We start from the raw sequence: 20,574 nt of genomic DNA, 5'->3' as shown, positions 1-20,574 counted from the left end.
TTCACGCGCCTGCGAGCTTGCCCCCGGCCCGCAAACGGCCTGATGGTGTGATCTGAGGCCTGATCGACCGAAAACCGTAGAATCGTGAGCGACACCTCATCGCCTGGGCGGGAGAACAAAAAAATAAACCCCAGGGCGCAAAACCAGGGGTTTATCAGCAGTCTGAGGGCACGATTAATTCGTGCCCTTTATGTTTCCAAGAGGCGGCCCCGCCTCTGGCCGCATCAGCTCAACTCCCCTTGGTCCCCACATGCCAGTAGTACACAGGCTCGGCCTCGTTCAGCAAAATATCCCCCACCGACCGAGCCTTGTAGATCACCGGATTGTGCGAGGCCAGGGCTCGCGCATTACGCCAATGTCTATCCAGACGACGGGACTCCTCCAGGGCCGTAGAGCCACCCACATCAAACAGGCGCGTGGCCGCCCGCAAGACGGGCTCCACCACGGCTACTTGCGCCTGTGCAGTGCGTAGCTCCAGAGCGTCCAAAGTTTCGCGGGAGACCTCCACACCCGCCTGCCGCTGATCCGCAATGCTTTGCAAATGAGCCGCCACATCACGTACCGCCAGCTGGGCGATATAAGCCGTACTGGCCAGCTCTCCCACAATATGCTGCACCAAGGGATCGTCCTTGGGCAGCGCGGCACTGCCGTGGCTAAAGACACGTTTGCGTGCCTGCACATAGGCCACTGCATCACGCTGCACGGCTTGGGCAATACCGGCCAGGGTCGCCAAATGCACCAGCTGAAAATATGCCACCAAGGGTGTGGGCCCCTGGCGCGGAAAACGGATGATGGCGCTCTCGGGCACAAGCACATCCGTCAGCACCGTCGTGCCAGATCCCGTCAGCCTTTGGCCAAAGCCATGCCAGTCATCCAGACGCTCCACCCCTTCCTGATCGGTGGCGACCACGGCATGTACCGTTTCATCCTCCTTCTCCGTTCCTGTGCTGCGGGCCACCACCGTGACCCAATCCGCGTACAAGGTGCCCGTGCTGTAGAACTTGCGGCCATTCAGACGCCATTGACCGGCCTGCTCTGGATCGGGCTCCAGCGTGGTTTGCAACTGGCCTACAGCGCCCAAACCAGTCTCGGTCGTGGCATTACCAAAAATCGCCCCTTGGCCTGCCAATGGCAGCCATTTCGCTTGCGTGGCCTCATCCCGATCAATCAACAATCGGTCGATGAAACCGAAATGAGGGCGCAGAATTTGGGCGACATTTGAATCCGCCGCAGCCAGCTCCTGAAACAGCTCAAAGAACACCGGGATGGAGACACCGCTGCCACCCCATTGAGGCGGCACACGCAGAGCCGTAAAACCGCTATCTTTCAGCCACAGAATGGGCGCATAGGCCAAGGTACGGGTATGCTCGCGCTCCGCCGCAGTATCGGCAATGCGCTGAAAGAGGGCGCTGAAACGGGCACGCAAGGCGCCCAGATCGGAAGCTCGTGCACTTGCTGGCGCTGCCCTTTCTGGCACAGTCCGGCGTGGCGCAACATCAGAGGTAAAAACGGCAGTGTCAGTCATCATGATGTGCAGCCCTCAAGGAACCTGCGTAATGGAGGCATGACCCGCCGTCTTCCACGGCAAGGCATACAGCTTCTTGTCTCCCGCAAAAGACGTGTCGATCTGCGCGGCCACGGCAGGGGAGTTTTGATAAAGATCCACAAACTGGCGTATGCGCGGATCCTCTCTATGGCTGCTTCTAGCCACAAAGCGAATCGCGTAGTACAGATCATCCACCGTGGAAAACTGCAAGGCCTTGCTGGCCAGCTCGGCCTGCCCGGCGTTCACAAAATGAGCTGGATAACCTTGGACCAAGGGCAGGTCATCGGCTGCGCGCACCAATTGCGGCCCTTCGACTTCCACAATGCGCAGCTTTCTGGGGTTGGCCGTCACATCATGAATCGAGGCACGCGCAGCTGCCCCCTCTTTCAGCTGAATCAGGCCAGCCGTCTGCAAAAGCAGCAGGCCGCGCGCCTGATTCACCGGATCACTCGCCACCCCAACAGAAGCGCCTTCGGGCAGCGCATCCAAGGACGAATACTGCTTGGAATACAAGCCAATATTGGGCAATAAACCATAAGCCACACTTTCAATGGCATAGCCGCCTTCCTTGACGGCATTGTCCAGGAAAGCCTGATGCTGGAAGTAATTCAAATCCAGATCCCCGGAGGCCAAGGCCGTATTGGGCGTGGTCCAGTCGGTGAACTCAATCACCTCGACCTCCAGACCCTGTTTCTTGGCCTCCTTGGCTGCCACGGCAACAGAATCGGCCAAAGAGCCGGGCGTGACGCCGATTTTCAATGCAGCAGCAGACACATGGCCCGCTAGGCTCAAAGCTGCCAAGGCAAACACGGCACGAATAGAAAAACGGGCAAACAACATGATCCTGACCTTAAAAAAGGGGTCGTAAAAAATGATCCAACGCAGCAGATACTGGCTCTTTCTCGCCTTAATCAGCTTGCCTGCAAGGCAGAGGTAGCGGCCTCATCCGATCCCGCCTCCGGGGTCGAACCGGACACCAAATGCCGCCACTGCGCCGCAGGGTGGGTGGCAGATACCCGATCTCCTTGTCCAAACAATTGCTGACGCAGGGTTCCACCTTCATAAGCCGTGCGATAACGGCCCCGGTTTTGCAGCTCGGGCACGATGTAGCTGGCAAAGTCCTCCCAGGTTTCAGGCACAACGATGCGGGTCAGGTTGAAGCCGTCGATCTCGCCTTCATCAATCCAGGTGCTTAGCGCATCCGCCACTTGCTGCGGGTCGCCCACAATGGTTTTGTAGCGGCTACCCAGCGTGAATTGCTCCAGCAGCTTGCGGCGCGTCGTCCAGCCTTGTTTCTGGGCTGCGGCCGCTGCGGATTGAATCGCGTTGCTGGGGCCAAAGCTGATGGGTTCATCCAGGTCATACTGGGCAAAGTCCACGCCGGTACTGGCCGCAAAATGCGCCAGGCCGCCCTCGGAACTGGCGTGGGCCAGATAGTCGGCATATTTTTCTTTAGCCTCGGCTTCCGTAGCACCCGTAACGACCGCCACACCCGCATAAATCTTCAGGTCCTGCGCTTGCCGTCCCGCATTGACCGCTGCCTGACGCAGCTTGCGTGACGAATCCCTGGCCGCTTCCGGGTCCCGCGCACCGATGAAAACCCCTTCAGCATGTTGCCCGGCAAACTGCAGCCCCCGCGCCGAGGTGCCTGCCTGGAACAGCAGAGGCGTACGCTGAGGAGAGGGCGCACTCATATGAATTGCATTGCTGCGATAAAAGGGCCCTTCGTGATGCACGGTATGCACTTTCTCGGGCAGGGCATGGATACGACGCTGCTTGTCGGCAATCAGCGCGCCATCTTCCCAGCTGCCTTCCCACAGCTTGTAAGCCAATTGCAGAAAGTCCTCGGCCCGGTCGTAACGGCTGTCGTGTGCATCCAGACCATCCTGCCCCAAACCCCGCACCCCGCTATCCACATAGCCAGTCACGATGTTCCAGCCTATGCGGCCATTGCTTAGCTGATCCAGCGTGCTGACATCGCGTGCGAAGGTGTAAGGGTGATGCGCCGCCACTGACGCTGTCAGACCAAAGCCAATATGTTGCGTGACGGCTGCCATGGCCGAGACCAGCAGCCAGGGGTTGTTCACCGGTAGTTGAATACCCTCGCGCAGCGTCAAGTCCACACCTTGCTGGTAAACGTCGTAATAGCCGACCACATCCGCCAGGAAGATGCCGTCGAACAAGCCTTTTTCCAGCGTTTGGGCCAGATCCGTCCAGTACTTCAGAGTGTGATACTGCGTGGATTGATCACGCGGATGCGTCCACAAACCATGGTGGATGTGGCCGACGCAATTCATGTTGAAAGCGTTGATATGGATGTGTTTCTTGGGCTGCGTCATGGGGCATTCTCCTTGCTTAATGCGGCAACCAGGTCAGGCGATACAGCTTTTTCTCGCCCTGGTAGAACTGATCGATTGCCTCGCGCACCGCAGGCGATGTTTTGTAGACCTCCAGGAACTGGGCAATGCGCGGGTCTTTCGTCTTGTCGCTACGGGCCACAAACTGAATCGCCCAGGAGTCATCCTCGTAACTGGTCAAGGACAAGGCTTTCGTAGCATCAAAGGCTTTGGAGGCCAGGATGAAATACGGAAAGCCTTGAGCCAGATCCACGTCCTGCGTGGCACGTGCCAATTGCGGGCCTTCCACTTCCACAAACTTCAGGTTCTTGGGGTTGGAAACAATGTCATCGGGAGTGCCCAGCAAGCCGGTCTCGGGGCGCAGCGTGATCAAACCTGCATGCTGTAACAGACGCAACCCACGGCCTACGTTGACGGCGTCACTGGCAATCGCCACTTTTGCGCCATCGGGCAAATCGGCCAGCGTGGCGTGCTTGAGAGAATACAGGCCCAGGTAAGACAAAATGCCCGGCTGCACGCTGACCAGTTTGAAGCCCTTATCGCGCACCGCATTGGCCAGGTAATTACTGTTCTGGTAGTAGTTCAGATCAATATCGCCCGCATCCAGCGCCACATTCGGCGTGGCCCAATCGGTAAATTCGATCACCTGCACATCTACACCCTGCTTCTTGGCTTCCTGCGCGGCAACAGCCACCGAGTCCGCAAAAATGCCGGGCACAACGCCGATTTTCAATGGCGCAGCGGTCGCTGTGCTGCTCAACAAAACAGCAGTAGAAACCAGGCTAAACGCCGTCAGTTTTTTCAAAATCTTCGAGATAGTCATCAATCAACATCCAGATAAAAGAGAAAGATCTGTGGCCTGGAAAACAGGCCATATCGAAGCGCATATGTGTCTTGCTAAAACGTATTTGTTGACATGCTTTGAGCCATACTGCGCAACGCTTTTTCACCCCTGCAGCCATGCCCAAACACAGCTTTCCAGGTGGCATCACAAAGCACCATGACGCGGCGGGCGCACTCCATTCAGGGCGTAATTGCCAATGGCGTGGTACTTCCAGCGCACCGGGTCATGCAAGGTATGGACTCGGGCGTTACGCCAGTAGCGATCCAGCCCATGCTGGGCCTGCGTAGCGCTGGTGCCTGCCAGTTCAAATAACTTGCTGCCTGCCAGCACACTGGCGCTGGTAGCCAAAGCCTTGGCCTGCGCAACGGCAATGGAGGCCTGAGCCACGCTGTCCTCATCCGGTGCTTGCTGGGCGGCGTCCACAAAGCGGGCGGCGCGGGCCAGTAGCGCTTGCGCGGCACGCAAACGCACATGCACATTGCCCACCTCCTGCAGCAGCAAGGGGTCCTGTGCGGCGCTGTCCACACCAGCGGCAATCCAGGGGCGGCTGTGTTCACGGATGAAGGGCAAGGTGGCCTTAAAAGCCCCTTGGCCTATGCCCAAATCCAGTGCCGCGTGGATGATCTGGGCGTAGGGGCCAATGGTGGTCGGACGCTCGAAGGAATCCGTGAACGGCACAACCCATTGCGGCTGCACAGGAACACGCGTGAACTCCACCGAACCACTGCCTGTGACACGTTGGCCAAAGCCGTCCCAATCGTCTGTCAGCGTGACGCCTGCAGCCCCGCGCGGTACAAAAACCAGATACAGGCGGCCATCATCAGGCGAGGTCGTCAACGTAGGAATCCAGTGTGCAAACAGCGAGCCCGTGCAATAGAACTTGCGGCCGTCTACAAACCAGCCATCCGGCTCTTTCAGCAATTGCGTGCGACGTACAAAGTCCTTCTTGCCGATCTCCGCCAATGCATTGCCAAAGCGTTTGCCTTGCAGCACTTGATCGTAGAAAAAGGCTTTTTGCTCGTGCGTAGCCCCTACGCGCAAGACTTCCAGCGCGTAATAGTGGTTTTGCGGGATATGGCCAAAGTTGCCATCGGCCTTGGCAATGCGCTGCACGACACGGGTGAGCACATCGGCGGAAACGCCCGCGCCGCCGTATTCTTTGGGGACCGTAATGCCCCATAAGCCACTTTGACTGAATTGCTCCACCTCTCGATGCGGCAAGATACGGTCGCGATCACGCTCCAGCGCATGTTGGGCAATGGATTGTGCAAACTGCTCGGCGGCTTGCAGCGCTTCGGGCTCGGACATGATGATGTGTACGAATGTAGAAAGCTGTGTTGTCATGGCCTCAGTTCCATTGGTGATAAGACGGCGAGGCGCCATTGAGCAGGTAATTGCCCAGCAAGTGATATTTCCAGCGCACCGGGTCATGCAAGGTGTGCACGCGGGCATTACGCCAGTGGCGGTCCAAGTTATGAGCCGCACGGGTGGACGACGAGCCGGCCAAGGCAAAGAGCTGTTCGCTGGCGTTCAGGGCGGCTTCTGTGCTCAGGATTTTTGCCTCGGCAACAGCCACAGAAGCACGGGCGCTGCTGTCTGCATCCACGGGCTTGGCGGCCAACTCATCCAGCAAACGCGCTGCCTCCAGCAAAACTTCCTGAGCGGCATCCACCTCAATCTGCAAGGCACCCACTTCCTGAATGATGTGAGGGTCCTGCGTGGCACTGGCCACACCCGAATCGGTCCAGGGGCGCGCACGATTGCGGACAAATTCCAGCGCATCCTGCAAGGCACCCTGGGCGATACCGGCATCAATACTGGCTTGAATCAGTTGAGAAATAGGACCCGACAGGGAAGGCTTGTCCACAAAGCGCCAGCTTTCCAGCACATGGTCTTCCTCGACCAGAACCTGATCGAACACCACGCTGCCACTGGCGGTGGTGCGTTGCCCAAAGGCATTCCAGTCATCAATCACCTGCACACCGGCTGCATCGCGGCGTACCCAGACTTGCACGCCACGGCCTTGCTCATCCGCGGCTCGGAAAGGAATCCAATGCGCGAACAAGGCCCCGGTTGAATAAAAGCGTGTACCGCTGACACGCAAGCGGCCATCCGCTGCCCGAGCAAGATGGGCAGTGATGTCGGTAATCACCGCTGCCTTGCCCTTTTTTTCCGGCCCGCCATTGCCTAAACGCGCGCCTTGCAGCACCGCCTTGAACCAACGCTGCTTTTGAGATTCAGTGCCGGTGTCTTTCAGGTTCTGGATCAGCGCGAAATGGTTTTGCGGGATCTGACCCAGAGAAGGGTCAGCCGCGCTGATGATGGCAAAAACCTGCGCCAGCGTTTCGTTGGAGGCTCCCAGGCCGCCATAGGCTTTGGGGATAGTGATGGCACCCAGGCCACTGGCGGTATAGCGCTCTATCTCGTCCCAGGGAAGCTGGCGCAGGCGATCGCGCTCGGCAGCGGTTTGAGCAAATTCAGTGGCCAATTGCCGAGCAATGGCGAGGGCTTCGGCCTCACTGCCAATCACATGAGGCTGTTGGGGGGGCAAGGGCAGACGCTGCTTTGCAGATGCTTCGGGCAAAGCTCCGCCCTGAGTAATCCGATCATTCATACGGCACTCTTTTCAATGACTAAAAACGGTAGGGATAGGCGACGCCACTACATGCAGCGCCAGCCCTTGGCTAAATTTGGATCAACGGGCACGCAGCCATTGCACGTAACGGTCGCCAGCAAACTGCACTACGGTCACTAGTGCGATCAGCACGGCAATCACAATCAGCATCACCTGCGTGTCAAAACGCTGGTAGCCATAGCGGATTGCCAAGTCACCCAGACCACCGGCACCGACCGCACCGGCCATGGCCGACGAGCTGATCAAAGCCACGATAGTGATGGTGAAACCACCCACAATGCCGGGCAGCGCCTCGGGCAAGTAGACATGGCGCACGATGTCCCACTTCTTGCAGCCCATGGCTTGAGCCGCTTCAATCAGGCCCGAGTCCACCTCGCGCAGGCTGACCTCGGCAATACGGGCAAAGAAAGGCGTGGCGCTGATTGCCAAGGGCACAATGGCCGCCCACACCCCAATCGTGGTGCCTGCCAGCAAGCGCGTGAAAGGAATCAGCGCAACCAGCAAAACAATGAAGGGCGTGGCCCGGAAACCATTGACCACGCTACCCACCGCCCGGTTGATCTTGGGCGACTCCCAAAAGCCATGGGGGGCCGTCACAATCAAGAGCACCGCCAGCGGAATACCGGCCAGAAAGGCAATGCCCCCAGACACGCCCACCATCATCAACGTGTCCAAAAAAGCCTGCCAATAACGCTCAGCGGGGATACTCAGATTCCACAACATATCCAATGTCCTCAATGTGATGCGCGATGGCCGCCGGGCCTTGCGTCAAAGATGTCAAATCGGGCAGGCTCACATGCCCCTCAATGGCGACCAGCAAACGTCCATGTGCATGGCCCTGAATGCGGTCCACGCCACCATGCACCAGCTGCGGCTGACCGGGCAGGCTGCGGGCAATGCGCAGCAAATCCGGCTCCCAGCCGCCTTCGCCGCTATAGCTCAATTGCAGAATGCGACTGTACGTGCCGGATTTAGGAGGCTGCTGCACCAGACGTGCCTGCAGATCCTCTGGCAGTGTGTGCTGCAAGGGGGCCAGCAGCGCCTTGGTGGCGTCATGCTGCGGTTTGCCAAACACACGCCAGACCTCGCCCAGCTCGGCAATGCGGCCTTTTTCCAGCACCAGCACGCGGTCGGCAATTTCACGGATCACACTCATCTCGTGCGTAATCAGCACGACGGTGATGCCCAGACGGCGGTTAATGTCCTTGAGCAGACTCAGAATGGACTGTGTGGTCTCCGGGTCCAGTGCCGAAGTGGCCTCATCGCACAGCAAAATCTCCGGGCCGGTTGCCAAGGCGCGAGCAATGCCCACACGCTGCTTTTGCCCACCCGACAAACGACTGGGATAGGTATCGGCCTTATCTTGCAAGCCGACCAGTTGCAGCAGTTCCTGAACACGCTGAGCAATGTCTTGTGCCGACACCCCGGCCACCTTCAAGGGCAAAGCCACGTTCTCGTACACCGTTTTGGCAGACAACAAATTGAAGTGCTGAAAAATCATGCCAATGCGGCGACGCAGCTGCACCAGCTCCGACTCATTCAGACGGGCAATGTCCACGCCATCTACCAATACCTGGCCGCTGCTTGGGCGCTCCAGCCGGTTGATGGTGCGCAGCAAACTGGATTTACCCGCGCCACTGCGACCAATAATGCCGAAGATGCTGCCCGGCTCTATGTCCAGATCAATGTCCTGCAAGGCAGGCACAGCGCCTGCCGAGGACTGATAAATCTTGGACAGATTACGAAAGGCCACGCTGCCTGCCTTGACGACGCTGGGTTGCTGTTCCAGTTCCGCTTTGACAGACGCACTGGCCTTGTGAACCTCGCGCTGTCCTGCGGCCTGTTCGGCGGTATCGCGCAACTCGTCCAAATTACGCCGTAGTGCTGATGTGTATGCCATATCACTTGCTCGCTGTGGTGCTGCCTTGCCAGGGCAAGGTGTACAGATGGGGATTGTGATCAAAGCGGTCTGCAATCGTGTTGCGTACCGCTTGCGACTGCTGGAACAGCTCCACGAACTGTTTCAGGGCAGGGTCGTTGACGCGATCTTTGCGCGTAACAAAACCCATTGCATAAAAGGTGTCGGCAACGCCGGAATAGACCAGGGCCCTGCCCGCATCCGCCTTGCGGCCAGCGCTGACGAAATAGCTGGGCCAGACGACAGCCAGGTCCACATCCGGCAGGGAATGGATCAGTTGCGGGCCTTCAATTTCCACAAACTTGAGCTGCTTGGGGTTGTCCACCACATCATTGACCGTGGCTCCGGTATCCAGACCATGACGCAAGGTGATCAGGCCCGCTTTTTGCAGCAGCAACAGGCCACGGCCCTGATTGACCGGATCATTCGGCAAGGACACGGTTGCGCCCTTGGGAACCTGGTCCAGAGACTGATACTTGTTCGAGTACAGGCCAATGTTTTGCAGCAAGCCCAGACCAATCAATTCCAGGTCGTAGCCACGCTCTTTGATGGCATTGTTCAAAAAGGCTTGGTGCTGGAAGAAATTCACATCAATATCGCGGTTGTTGACGGCCTCGTTGGGCAGCGTCCAATCCGTAAATTCCACCAACTGAATATCCAGACCCTGCTTTTTGCCTTCCGGGATCAGCGCTTGCACCGCATCCGAGGTTGCACCAGGAATGGAGCCCACTTTAATCACGGCGGCAGAGCTGCTGAACGGCAGGGCAGCGGCAAACAGAATGCCCAGCGCCCAACGCTGCACGCGAGAGGAGAAAATCGCCGTCATTATTTCGCCCCTCCTTGTGCATTCAACCAGGCCAGGGTGTAGAGGCGCTCGTCGTTATTGAATGCCGCACGCGACACGTCACGCACAGACTGCGAGTTTTGATAGATGGAGATGAACTTTTGAATGACAGGATCGTTAGTGCGGTCCGCTTTCACCACGAACTGAATGGCAAACTGCGCATCTTCAATACCCGAGTAGGCCAGACCACTGGAAGGATCAAAGGCTTTGGCCGCCACGATGAAATGCGGATAGCCCTGGGCAATATCCACATCACCCGTAATACGCACCAGCTGCGGGCCTTCCACTTCCACAAAGCTGAGCTTTTTGGGGTTCTCGACAATGTCATCCAGGCTGCCCAGATAACCGACCTCTGGCTTGAGCTTGATCAGCCCAACTTTTTGCAGCAAGAGCAGACCACGCCCCTGGTTCACGGGATCGTTGGCAATGCCTACCTTGCCGCCCTGAGGGACCTGATCCACCGCCTGATGCTTGAGCGAATACACACCCACATTGGCCAAAATACCCGTGCCCGCGCTGGCCAGCTTGTAGCCGTTTTTCTCGATGGCGTTCTTCAGGAAAGGCTGATGCTGGAAGTAATTGATATCAATATCGCCGTTATCCACCGCCACATTGGGCGTGGTCCAATCGGTGAACTCGATCACCTCGACATTGATGCCTTGGGCCTTGGCATCCTTGGCCGCGGCATTGATGGAATCGGCATAGGCGCCCGGCACCACGCCAATGCGTAAAGAATCGGCGGCAATGGCCGGAGAAACAGCCAGCACAAGGGCACTAGCTACGATGAGTTTGGACAGATGCTGGAGCATGGTAAACAGTGCCTCACGAGGTGGGCCTGCGCTTGCAGGCAAATCTTGGAAGCTTCTATTACATCGACTCCATTCTCCTGACACCACAACAGAACAATCATTTACTTATGCTGGCTAACTGCTGGATGAAATTACCTCAAGTTATTGATATTTATATTATTTTTGAAAATAAACTAAATACTGCCAACGATGGCATTTGTGATATTTCATGCGCGTTTCAAGTTAGTCGTGGGAGTGCAAGAACAGGGGTCACAAATGTTTTTTTGCCTGCCTCCGCGCAATTCTTCCAAACTTATATCAAGGAACTTAACTTATAATTAACTTATATTTTGTCCATGAACTCGATATTCTGGACACCCAAAGCCGCCAAACAACTGCGCAGAATCGACAGGCAACACCAGGGCGCTATCCGCGACGGTGTCGGCAACTTGGCTGACATGCCCAATTGCTCCGGATCGCAGAACATCAAAGCGCTGACGAATCACCAATATGGCTATCGCCTGCGCATCGGAAACTATCGCGTCCTGTTTGATTGGGACGTAGAGATAAGAATTATCGACATCCAGGAAGTGAGAAAGCGCGATGAACGCACGTACTAATATTCAGATCATCAATGGCCCGGACGGCAATCCCGCTTTTGTCGTGATTCCCTACGAAGACTACATCGCCAGCCAGACCCAAGACGGCGGGCTGATCCCCCACGCCGTCGTCAGCAGCACGATCGACGGTGCAACGCCGGTTCGGGCATGGCGTGAACACCTTGGGCTGACACAGGCAGAGCTGGCCACTCGTCTGGGTATCAGCCAATCTGCCTATGCACAGCAGGAAAGCAGCGAACGACTGCGAAAAAGCAGCCTGGAGCGCATTGCATCTGCGCTTGGGATTACACCTGAGCAACTCGACTTCTAAGCCAGGAACGGCAGCTTGCAGGTCCCCTCCAAGCCGCCAGACCCGCAGGGCTACAAAAATCCAAAGACCAAAAAAAATCCGCCCGAAGGCGGATTTCTTTACAGCACGCTGACCGCTTAGCCGCGAACCTTGACCAGGATTTCGTCCAGCCAAGCCAGCATCAGGTCGATTTCGTCGGCCGTGATGTTCAGGGCTGGCATGAAACGCAGCAGGTTAGGACGTGGCGAGTTCAGCAGCATGCCTTCTGGAGCGCGGTCGCGGGCAGCAGCGACGATTTCCGGGCCGTCGTCCTGATCCAGGATCAGAGCACGCAGCAGGCCTTCGCCACGCTCACCGTTCATGCCCCACTTGGCGCTGATGGCCAGCAGGCCTTCGGACAGCTGCTTGGCGCGGGCGTTGACCGAAGCCAGGAAGCCAGGAGCAGCCAGTTCGTCGAACACGGCTACGCCAGCAGCGGTCATCAGGGGGTTACCGTTGTAGGTACCGCCCTGGTCACCTGGCTGGAAGCAGGACACTTCTTCGCGGGCGCACAGTGCCGACAACGGCACGCCACCACCAATGCCTTTACCCAAGGTCATGATGTCAGGACGGATGCCCGAGTGTTCGTAGGCAAACATGGTGCCGGTACGGCCCATGCCGGTTTGCACTTCGTCCACGATCAGCAGCAATTTGTGCTCGTCAGCCAGCGCGCGCAGACCCTTCATGAATTCCACGGTCGCAGGAATAACACCGGCCTCGCCCTGTACGGGTTCGAGCATGATGCCCACGGTTTGATCGTCGATCAGCGCGCGCACGGATTCCAGATCGTTCAGCTTGGCTTTAGGAAAGCCGTCGACCTGTGGAGCAAACATGCGATCCCAGCCGGGCTTGCCGGACAGGGACATGGTGGCCAGGGTACGGCCATGGAAAGAGTGCTCAAAAGAAATGATCTTGTAAGCGTTGTTCTTGTTGATCTGACCCCATTTGCGCGCCAGCTTGATGGCGCCTTCGTTGGCTTCGCCACCACTGTTGGCAAAGAACACGCGATCAAAGCAGGAGTGTTCCACGATGCGTTTGGCCAGCTCGATAGAGGGCTCGTTGTAGAACGCAGGCGAGGGGTTGATCAATTTGGACGCTTGTTCGGTGATCGCCTTGATCACGTTGGCAGGGCTGTGGCCCAGCGCGTTCACGGCCCAGCCCTGGACGGTGTCCAGGTATCGCTTGCCGTTGTGATCTTGCAGCCAGGAACCTTCTCCTCGCACAAAGACCAACTCCGGACGCTGGGTAATTTCCATTAATGCACGTACACCGGCCCGATCGAATTCCATAACGGCAAACCTTGATGAAAATGAAAGAAGAAAAAATAAACCAGCCCGGCGGCTGGACAATTAATTCTAACGCAGCACACCCCCAGCAGGACGCTTATGCCTGGGACAATGGCCATCTGGCCGTGGATTGTCCCTTTTCTGGTACACATCCGCGCCCTGGCAGGCGCCAAAGCGTTTTAAGCCTGAAATCTTTGCACGGTATCGGGGTGGGAGTCGCCGGGACGCGTTTGTATAAAACCTGTCATCCAAGCAGCCTTCCAAAGATCTGCCTGCCTAAAACAAACCGTCCAGATCCAGTTGACGAGGCTGCTCCTGCGGCATTTCACTGATGGGCAGCAGAGCGCTGGCTTTCACACCCAGCAAGCGCAAGCGTCTGTCCAGCACGGCGCGTTTCAGATTCTGGCGGGCAGCAGCCAGAATGGCATCCGCCGCCAGCACGGGAGCGGGCAGGGACAGGTCGCGCGTCACGGTTTTGAAGTCTTCGAACTTCAGCTTGATGCCTATGGTTTGGGCGCACATGGCGGATTTGCGTAAATCCTGCTCCAGCTTTTCACACAGGGACTCCAGCACGGCAGACAGGCGGGACCGATCCATGCGCACGTGCAGATCACGCTCGAAGGTGGTTTCACGACTGATGGATTTAGGCGTGCGGTCGGTGGATAAGGGGCGCTCGTCCTGGCCTTGAGCCACGGCCATCAGCCATTGCGCGTAGCGCAGGCCAAACTGTTCCTGCAATTTTTCTGCAGGTGTGGCGGCCAGTTCCCCGATCTTCTGAATGCCCATTTCCGTCAGTTTCACGACCGACTTGGGACCAATGCCATTGATCTTGCCCACAGCCAGCGGCCAGATGCGGGTAGGCACATCGTCCATGGTCAGCACACAGGCCCCATTGGGCTTGTTCAGTTCTGAGGCAATTTTGGAGAGCAGCTTGTTGGGCGTAATGCCTACCGAACAGGTCAGGCCGGTGGCCTGGTTCACGGCTTGTCGAATCTGCTCGGCCAGTTCGTGGCTGTCTTCGGTTTTATGGCTAAGGTCTACATAGATCTCGTCGATACCCCGATCCTCGATATGGTCCGAGACCGTGGCCACGGCCTGTTTAAACAAGCGCGAATAATGGCGGTAAGCTTGAAAATCGGCAGGCAGCAAGATGGCATCAGGGGCCAGTTGGGCCGCCTTCATTAAACCCATGGCCGAGAACACACCCAGCTGACGCGCTTCATAGGTCGAAGTCGTGGCCACCCCGCGCCCAACATAATCGGCCAGACGGGCATGTTGCCAGCTGCCATCGGGCAATTGCCTGGGCGCATCAGCACTGCGCCCGCCAATCACCACGGGACTGCCGCGCAAATGCGGGTAGCGCAACAGCTCCACCGAGGCATAAAACGCATCCATATCCACATGAGCGATACGCCGCTCCAGAGGTTTTTCTTCTTGTGCCGCCACCTTGATCAGCCTGTTAACTGTATATATGTACACCATTATAGCGACAAGTCAGCGGTACACCGAGAGCCACTGAATAAGCGCCGGGATGATATAAATCACTAAACATCATTAAGCTGACAGCAGGCTGAAACTACGTATTGAATCGGCAGCAAGCGCCCGGTTACTATGCAGCCTCTCTATCAGCGACACCAAGCACCCCAACAGGAGGTTTTCATGAAAAAAACAGTATTGGCTGCTGCGCTGGCAGCTCTGGTCGCCCTGCCCTTGGTGGGCCACAGCAAAACGCTTACCTGGTCCAGCCAGGGCGACTTCATGACGCTGGACCCACACGCACAGAACGAAAACCTCACGATCACAGGCAGCATGTATGTCTATGAGGCGCTGGTGGACTACGACAAGGATTTCCAGATTGTGCCCAGCCTGGCCACGGCCTGGGAACAGCGTGAACCTACTGTCTGGCGCTTTACGCTGCGCGAAGGGGTGAAATTCCACGACGGCGCTCCCTTTACCGCCGATGACGTGGTGTTCTCCATTCAGCGCGCCATGGCCCCTACGTCCAACTTCAAGGCCTACGTGAACGGCATCGTCAAGGCTGAAAAAGTGGACGACAAGACGGTGGACATCATCACCGCCGCGCCCAACCCGGTTCTGCTGCGCCAATTGACCAGTGTGTTCATCATGAACAAGGCCTGGTCGGAAAAGAACAATGTGACCCAGCCCCAGGACTTCAACAAGAACGAAGAAACCTACTCGGCTCGCAACACCAACGGTACCGGCCCTTACAAGCTGAAGTCGCGTGAAGTGGACGTGCGCACCGTCTTTGTCGAAAACGAAGAATGGTGGAACAAGGGCAACAAGGTGGGTAACGTCACCGAAGTGATCTACGTACCTATCAAGCAGAACGCCACCCGTACCGCCGCCTTGCTGTCGGGCGAAGTGGACCTGGTTCTGGACCCGCCTGCGCAGGACTTGCAGCGTCTGCGCCAGCAAACCAAGATTGTGGAAGGCAACGAGTACCGCACCATCTACCTGGGTCTGGACCAAAAGAATCCGGAACTGAAGTACAGCAGCATCAAGGGCAAGAACCCCTTTGCTGACCAGCGTGTGCGTGAAGCCCTGTACGTGGCCATCGACATTGAAGCCATCAAGAAAGCCGTGATGCGCGGTTCTTCCGCCCCCACCGGCACCATGGTGGCCCCTCAGGTTCACGGCTACACCAAGGAACTGGCCCAGCGCCTGCCTTACAGCCAGGATCGTGCCAAGGAACTACTGAAAGAAGCCGGTTACGACAACTCCCTGACCTTCACCCTGGATTGCCCGAACGATCGCTACATCAACGATGAAGCCATCTGCCAGGCCATCGTGGGCATGTGGGCCAAGGTCGGCGTGAAAGCCAACCTGAACGCCATGCCACGCGCCACCTACTTCCCCAAGGTACAAAGCTTTGACTCCAGCGCCTACATGTTTGGCTGGGGCGTGCCGACCTTTGATGCGCTCTACACCCTGCAAAGCCTGATGCACAGCAAGGGAGAGGGCGCTGACGGCTCCTTTAACTTTGGAGGCTACGAAAACGCCGAAGTGGACGCCTTGATCGACCAGATCAAGACCGAAACCGACACCGCCAAGCGCGATGCGGCCATCCACAAGGTTCTGGAAATTCATGCCAAGGAAGTGGGCCACATTCCCCTGCATGACCAGATCATTCCTTGGGCCATGGCCAAGAAGGTCAACGTGGTACATCGTGCGGACAACCGCATGCTGGCCCAATGGACCACCATCGACTAAGTTGTTTTCATACCCCAGCCCCGCCTCCGTGCGGGGCTGGTTCCCATTACGCTGTAGTCATCCGTTTCTACACCAGCCCCCTTGCCGGGCCCTTTCTACACATTAAGGACGACACTGGTCGCGAGTGATCCTCGCGCTCTACCAGGAGACCGCCTATGCTGGTATTTATTATTCGCCGTCTGATCCAGGCTGTTCTGGTGATGCTGACGGTCAGCCTTCTGGCTTTTGTGCTGTTCCGCTACATTGGTGACCCGGTCACCATCATGCTGGGACAGGACGCCACCGAACAAGATCGCGTGGAACTGCGTGCCAGCCTGGGGCTGGACCAACCCGCTCCCGTGCAATTCGGACGCTTTGTATCCCAGGCCGTACAAGGCGAATTTGGCCTGTCCCTGCGGCAAGCCCAACCGGTTTCCACGCTACTGAAAGACCGCCTGCCTGCCACGGTAGAGCTGTCCGTGGTGGCCGCCATACTGGCCTTGCTGATAGGCCTGCCGCTAGGGGTGTACACCGCCTTGAAGCGCAATGGGTTCATGGCGCAGAGCATTCTGGCCTTTTCATTGCTGGGGATCTCTCTGCCCACCTTCCTGATCGGTATCTTGCTGATCCTGATCTTCTCCGTGCAATTGGGCTGGCTGCCCAGCTATGGCCGGGGCGAAGTCCTGAAGTTTGGCTGGTGGAGTACCGGCCTGCTTAGCTGGGACGGGATCAAGCATTTGATCCTGCCCGCCATCACGCTCTGTTTGTTCCAGCTCACGCTGATCCTGCGTCTGGTGCGCTCCGAGATGCTGGAAGTACTGCGCGCCGACTACATCAAATTTGCTCGTGCCCGTGGCCTGTCGCAACGCGCCATCCACTTTGGTCACGCCCTGAAAAACACCATGGTGCCGGTTATCACCATCACGGGGCTGCAACTGGGCGGCATCATCGCCTTTGCCATCGTGACGGAAACCGTTTTCCAATGGCCGGGCATGGGTCTGCTGTTTATCCAGGCCGTGCAATTTGCCGACATCCCCGTGATGGCGGCCTATCTCTGTCTGATTGCCCTGGTATTTGTTGTGATCAACCTGCTGGTAGACCTGCTGTACTTCCTGGTCGATCCACGTCTGCGCACCCAATTGTCGGGCGCCAAGGGGCACTAATATGTTCGCTAAATTGAAAACCGCCTGGGATAGCGATCTGGTCTGGTCCTGGCGTCATTCCCCCGTGGCCATTGCGGCCACCATCATGGCCTTGCTGCTGTTTATCGGCGCGCTGGGTGCCCGCTGGGTGGCTCCTTACGATCCCTTCGATCTGACCTCCATCGATCTGATGGATGCCTTGCTGGCCCCGGCCTGGTCGGAAAACGGTTCACCCCAATACTGGTTGGGAACAGACAGCCAGGGGCGTGACCTGTATTCGGCCCTGTTGTACGGGACGCGCACCTCCTTGCTGATCGGTCTGGCCTCGGTAGCCTTGTCCATGGTGGTCGGTATCGTGCTGGGCCTGCTGGCCGGTTACTCCGGTGGCCGTGTGGATGCCTTCATCATGCGTGTGGCCGATGTGCAGCTGTCCTTCCCGGCCATCCTGATTGCCTTGCTGATCGACGGGGTGGCCCGTGCCGTGTTCCCCTTGAACATGCACGATGTAGTCGCCTTCCCGGTGCTGATCGGGGCGATTGCGCTGGCCGGTTGGCCGCAATATGCCCGTACCGTGCGTGGCTCCACGCTGGTGGAGAAAAACCGTGAATACGTACAGGCTGCCCGCGTGATTGGCGTGTCCTCCCCGCGCATCATGTTCAGCCATGTGCTGCCCAATGTGATGGGCCCCGTGCTGGTGCTGGCCACCGTGCATCTGGCCACCGCCATCATCACCGAAGCCACGCTGTCCTTTCTGGGCGTCGGCGTTCCGGCCACCTCGCCTTCTCTGGGCACCCTGATCCGGATCGGTAACGACTTCCTGTTCTCGGGCGAATGGTGGATCACGATTTTCCCTGGCCTGATGCTGGTGCTGCTGGTGCTGTCGGTCAACCTCCTGGGCGACTGGTTGCGTGACGCCCTGAACCCCAAATTGAGCTAAGCCATGACTGCACTCTTAACTGTCCAAGACCTGTGTGTCGAATTCCCGACCCGGCGTGGTGTGCTCCAAGCCCTGGATCATGTGTCCTTTTCCATCGCCCCCGGCGAAGTGCTGGGAGTGGTGGGGGAGTCCGGTGCCGGCAAATCCCTGACGGGTTCCTCCATTATTGGCTTGCTCGATGCCCCCGGTCGCATCAGCGGCGGCCAGATTCTGCTGGAAGGCGAGCGCATCGACAATCTGAACCAGGACCAGATGCGCAAGATTCGTGGCCGCAAGATTGGCGCGATTTTCCAGGACCCGCTGACCTCGCTGAACCCGCTCTATACCGTGGGCCATCAGTTGGCCGAAACCATCGTCACGCACCTGCCTCTGTCCTGGAAACAGGCACAGGAACGCGCCATCGAATTGCTGGAAGCTACCGGCATTCCGGCAGCGCGCGAGCGTATCGACCACTATCCGCACCAGTTCTCCGGCGGCATGCGCCAACGGGTGGTGATTGCGCTGGCCCTGGCGGCCGAGCCCAAGCTGATCGTGGCGGACGAACCCACCACGGCACTGGACGTGTCCATTCAGGCGCAGATTATCGACCTGCTGAAAAAGCTCTGTCGCTCGCAAGGCACCTCGGTCATGCTGATTACCCACGATATGGGGGTGATTGCGGAAACCGCCGACCGCGTGGCCGTGATGTACGCCGGTCGCATTATCGAGATCGGCCCTGTACAGGATGTAATCCAGAAACCCAGCCACCCTTATACCCGTGGCTTGATGCGTTCCATTCCCAATCTGCACGCGGGGCTGGAGCGTCTGGAACAAATCCCCGGCAGCATGCCGCGCCTGAACGCCATCCCGCCCGGCTGCGCCTTCAATCCACGCTGTGATCGTCGCTTTGATCGCTGCCTGGTCGAACGCCCCGAGCTGTTGCCTGTTCCCCCACAAACACAGGCGGCCTGTTGGCTGCATGCACAGGAGTCCGCATGAGCGCCCCTAAACAAGCCCTGGTCCAGGTCAAGGACGCTGCCTGCTGGTTTGATGTGTCCCCGCCCTTGCTGGAGCGCCTGGTCTACCGCAAACCCAAAGTAAACCTGCGTGCGGTCGATGGCGTCAGCTTCACCTTGAACAAGGGTGAAACCCTGGCGCTGGTGGGTGAGTCCGGCTGCGGGAAATCCACCGTGGCCCGTCTGCTGACCGGCCTGTATTCGCTGACACGTGGCGAGATTCTGTTTGATGGCCAGTCCCTGCAAACCATGGACAAGGCCAGCCAGAAGGCCATGCGCAAACGCCGTCAGATGATTTTTCAGGACCCCTATGCCAGCCTGAATCCGCGCTGGCGCGTGGGCCGCATCATTGCCGAGCCACTGGTTACCCACACGGACATGAGCCGCGCCCAGCAAGACGCCAAAGTGGCCGAGCTGCTGACGCAAGTGGGCCTGAACCCCAGCGACGCCCAGCGCTACCCGCACCAGTTCTCCGGCGGCCAGCGCCAGCGTATTTCCATTGCCCGTGCTCTGGCCCTGCAACCCGAGTTCATCGTCTGTGACGAGCCCACCTCGGCGCTGGACGTGTCGGTGCAGGCCCAGGTCCTGAACCTGATGAAGGATTTGCAGCGCGAGCTGGGGCTGACCTATCTGTTCATCTCGCACAACCTGGCGGTGGTGCATCACGTGGCCGACCGGGTTGGCGTCATGTATTTGGGCCGGATTGTGGAAATTGCGCCACGCGACGATTTGTTCGCGCAGCCTCGCCACCCCTACACGCGCATGTTGCTGGGAGCCATTCCCGACATGAGCGGAGCGGGCAAAAGCCGCATCCCGGTCGCTGGTGAAGTGCCTAATCCACTGAACCCGCCATCGGGCTGTACCTTCCATCCACGCTGCCCGCTGGCCAATGATCGCTGCCGCCGCGAAGCCCCGGCTTTGCTGCAAACCGGGCAGCACGAAGTGGCTTGTCATGCTGTAGAAGAAGGGCGCGATCAGGCCTGATCGCTTGCGATGCCAACAGTAAAACCGCCCACGGCAACTTGCCGAATGGGCGGTTTTTTCTGATAATTGAGAATTATTCTCAGTTCTCATTGCCCGATTCTCTACCATTTTTCTGGTTGAGCAGGCACTACTGGAACGCA

Annotated in this window: 20 protein-coding genes; 8 read left to right on the top strand and 12 right to left on the bottom strand. The window is 58.0% G+C overall.

Annotation, left to right across the window (positions count from 1 at the left end; genetic code table 11):
* Positions 1–229 precede the first annotated feature (229 nt).
* From KOE80_RS10865 to KOE80_RS10820, 10 genes are all read right to left on the bottom strand, one after another.
* Positions 230–1,528 (bottom strand): acyl-CoA dehydrogenase family protein, encoded by a 1,299-nt coding sequence (locus KOE80_RS10865; protein ID WP_226349119.1) that lies wholly within the window; start codon positions 1,526–1,528, stop codon positions 230–232.
* Between the two features lie 12 nt (positions 1,529–1,540).
* Positions 1,541–2,386 (bottom strand): MetQ/NlpA family ABC transporter substrate-binding protein, encoded by an 846-nt coding sequence (locus tag KOE80_RS10860; protein ID WP_226349118.1) that lies wholly within the window; start codon positions 2,384–2,386, stop codon positions 1,541–1,543.
* A 71-nt stretch (positions 2,387–2,457) separates the two neighbouring features.
* A complete protein-coding gene (locus tag KOE80_RS10855; RefSeq protein ID WP_226349117.1) occupies positions 2,458–3,885 on the bottom strand; it encodes an LLM class flavin-dependent oxidoreductase in 1,428 nt (475 codons plus the stop codon).
* Between the two features lie 16 nt (positions 3,886–3,901).
* Positions 3,902–4,726, bottom strand: coding sequence for a MetQ/NlpA family ABC transporter substrate-binding protein (locus KOE80_RS10850; RefSeq protein ID WP_009461199.1), 825 nt, complete (start codon positions 4,724–4,726; stop codon positions 3,902–3,904).
* 165 nt (positions 4,727–4,891) lie between these two features.
* On the bottom strand, positions 4,892–6,091 hold the full coding sequence (locus KOE80_RS10845) for an SfnB family sulfur acquisition oxidoreductase (RefSeq protein ID WP_226349116.1): 1,200 nt from the start codon (positions 6,089–6,091) through the stop codon (positions 4,892–4,894).
* A gap of 4 nt (positions 6,092–6,095) precedes the next feature.
* Positions 6,096–7,361: an SfnB family sulfur acquisition oxidoreductase gene (locus KOE80_RS10840; protein WP_226349115.1), complete on the bottom strand. Its 1,266-nt coding sequence runs from the start codon at positions 7,359–7,361 to the stop codon at positions 6,096–6,098.
* A gap of 81 nt (positions 7,362–7,442) precedes the next feature.
* A complete protein-coding gene (locus KOE80_RS10835; RefSeq protein ID WP_009461203.1) occupies positions 7,443–8,105 on the bottom strand; it encodes a methionine ABC transporter permease in 663 nt (220 codons plus the stop codon).
* The gene (locus KOE80_RS10830; protein ID WP_226349114.1) at positions 8,077–9,282 is read right to left on the bottom strand and encodes a methionine ABC transporter ATP-binding protein; all 1,206 of its coding nucleotides are present in this window, start codon (positions 9,280–9,282) and stop codon (positions 8,077–8,079) included. Before KOE80_RS10830 ends, KOE80_RS10835 begins: the two co-directional genes overlap by 29 nt.
* A gap of 1 nt (position 9,283) precedes the next feature.
* Positions 9,284–10,126, bottom strand: coding sequence for a MetQ/NlpA family ABC transporter substrate-binding protein (locus tag KOE80_RS10825; RefSeq protein ID WP_226349113.1), 843 nt, complete (start codon positions 10,124–10,126; stop codon positions 9,284–9,286).
* Positions 10,126–10,953, bottom strand: coding sequence for a MetQ/NlpA family ABC transporter substrate-binding protein (locus KOE80_RS10820; protein WP_083055295.1), 828 nt, complete (start codon positions 10,951–10,953; stop codon positions 10,126–10,128). Before KOE80_RS10820 ends, KOE80_RS10825 begins: the two co-directional genes overlap by 1 nt.
* An 8-nt stretch (positions 10,954–10,961) precedes the next feature.
* On the opposite strand from KOE80_RS10820, the gene KOE80_RS10815 reads away from it, so the two are divergent.
* Genes KOE80_RS10815 through KOE80_RS10805 form a run of 3 tightly spaced genes read left to right on the top strand, consistent with a single transcriptional unit; the run spans position 10,962 to position 11,862 of the window.
* Entirely contained in the window at positions 10,962–11,270 is a 309-nt protein-coding gene (locus KOE80_RS10815; protein ID WP_226349112.1) for a hypothetical protein, read from the top strand.
* Between the two features lie 18 nt (positions 11,271–11,288).
* Positions 11,289–11,552 (top strand): type II toxin-antitoxin system RelE family toxin, encoded by a 264-nt coding sequence (locus KOE80_RS10810; RefSeq protein ID WP_226349111.1) that lies wholly within the window; start codon positions 11,289–11,291, stop codon positions 11,550–11,552.
* Positions 11,536–11,862, top strand: a complete 327-nt coding sequence (locus KOE80_RS10805) for a helix-turn-helix domain-containing protein (protein WP_060186590.1) — start codon at positions 11,536–11,538, stop codon at positions 11,860–11,862. Before KOE80_RS10810 ends, KOE80_RS10805 begins: the two co-directional genes overlap by 17 nt.
* Before the next feature lie 116 nt (positions 11,863–11,978).
* On the opposite strand, the gene KOE80_RS10800 is transcribed toward KOE80_RS10805, so the two are convergent.
* Together KOE80_RS10800 and dinB are read right to left on the bottom strand one after the other, a co-directional pair.
* Complete coding sequence (locus tag KOE80_RS10800; RefSeq protein ID WP_035269332.1) at positions 11,979–13,169, bottom strand: acetylornithine transaminase; 1,191 nt, start codon at positions 13,167–13,169, stop codon at positions 11,979–11,981.
* Positions 13,170–13,442: 273 nt separating this feature from the next.
* Positions 13,443–14,612, bottom strand: coding sequence for a DNA polymerase IV (gene dinB, locus KOE80_RS10795; RefSeq protein ID WP_009461208.1), 1,170 nt, complete (start codon positions 14,610–14,612; stop codon positions 13,443–13,445).
* Between the two features lie 213 nt (positions 14,613–14,825).
* On the opposite strand from dinB, the gene KOE80_RS10790 reads away from it, so the two are divergent.
* The 5 genes from KOE80_RS10790 (at position 14,826) to KOE80_RS10770 (ending at position 20,434) form a co-directional block, all read left to right on the top strand.
* Positions 14,826–16,397, top strand: coding sequence for an ABC transporter substrate-binding protein (locus KOE80_RS10790; RefSeq protein ID WP_009461209.1), 1,572 nt, complete (start codon positions 14,826–14,828; stop codon positions 16,395–16,397).
* A 155-nt stretch (positions 16,398–16,552) separates the two neighbouring features.
* Positions 16,553–17,539, top strand: coding sequence for an ABC transporter permease (locus KOE80_RS10785; protein WP_009461210.1), 987 nt, complete (start codon positions 16,553–16,555; stop codon positions 17,537–17,539).
* 1 nt (position 17,540) lies between these two features.
* Complete coding sequence (locus KOE80_RS10780; protein ID WP_009461211.1) at positions 17,541–18,455, top strand: ABC transporter permease; 915 nt, start codon at positions 17,541–17,543, stop codon at positions 18,453–18,455.
* Positions 18,456–18,458: 3 nt separating this feature from the next.
* A complete protein-coding gene (locus KOE80_RS10775; RefSeq protein WP_083055176.1) occupies positions 18,459–19,433 on the top strand; it encodes an ABC transporter ATP-binding protein in 975 nt (324 codons plus the stop codon).
* Complete coding sequence (locus KOE80_RS10770) at positions 19,430–20,434, top strand: ABC transporter ATP-binding protein (protein WP_060186592.1); 1,005 nt, start codon at positions 19,430–19,432, stop codon at positions 20,432–20,434. Before KOE80_RS10775 ends, KOE80_RS10770 begins: the two co-directional genes overlap by 4 nt.
* The last annotated feature ends 140 nt before the right edge of the window (positions 20,435–20,574 follow it).

Source organism: Alcaligenes sp. 13f (assembly GCF_020496585.1).
Lineage (GTDB): Bacteria > Pseudomonadota > Gammaproteobacteria > Burkholderiales > Burkholderiaceae_B > Alcaligenes > Alcaligenes phenolicus.
Note: the sequence above shows the minus strand (reverse complement) of the source record. Positions and strands in the feature narration are given on the sequence as shown.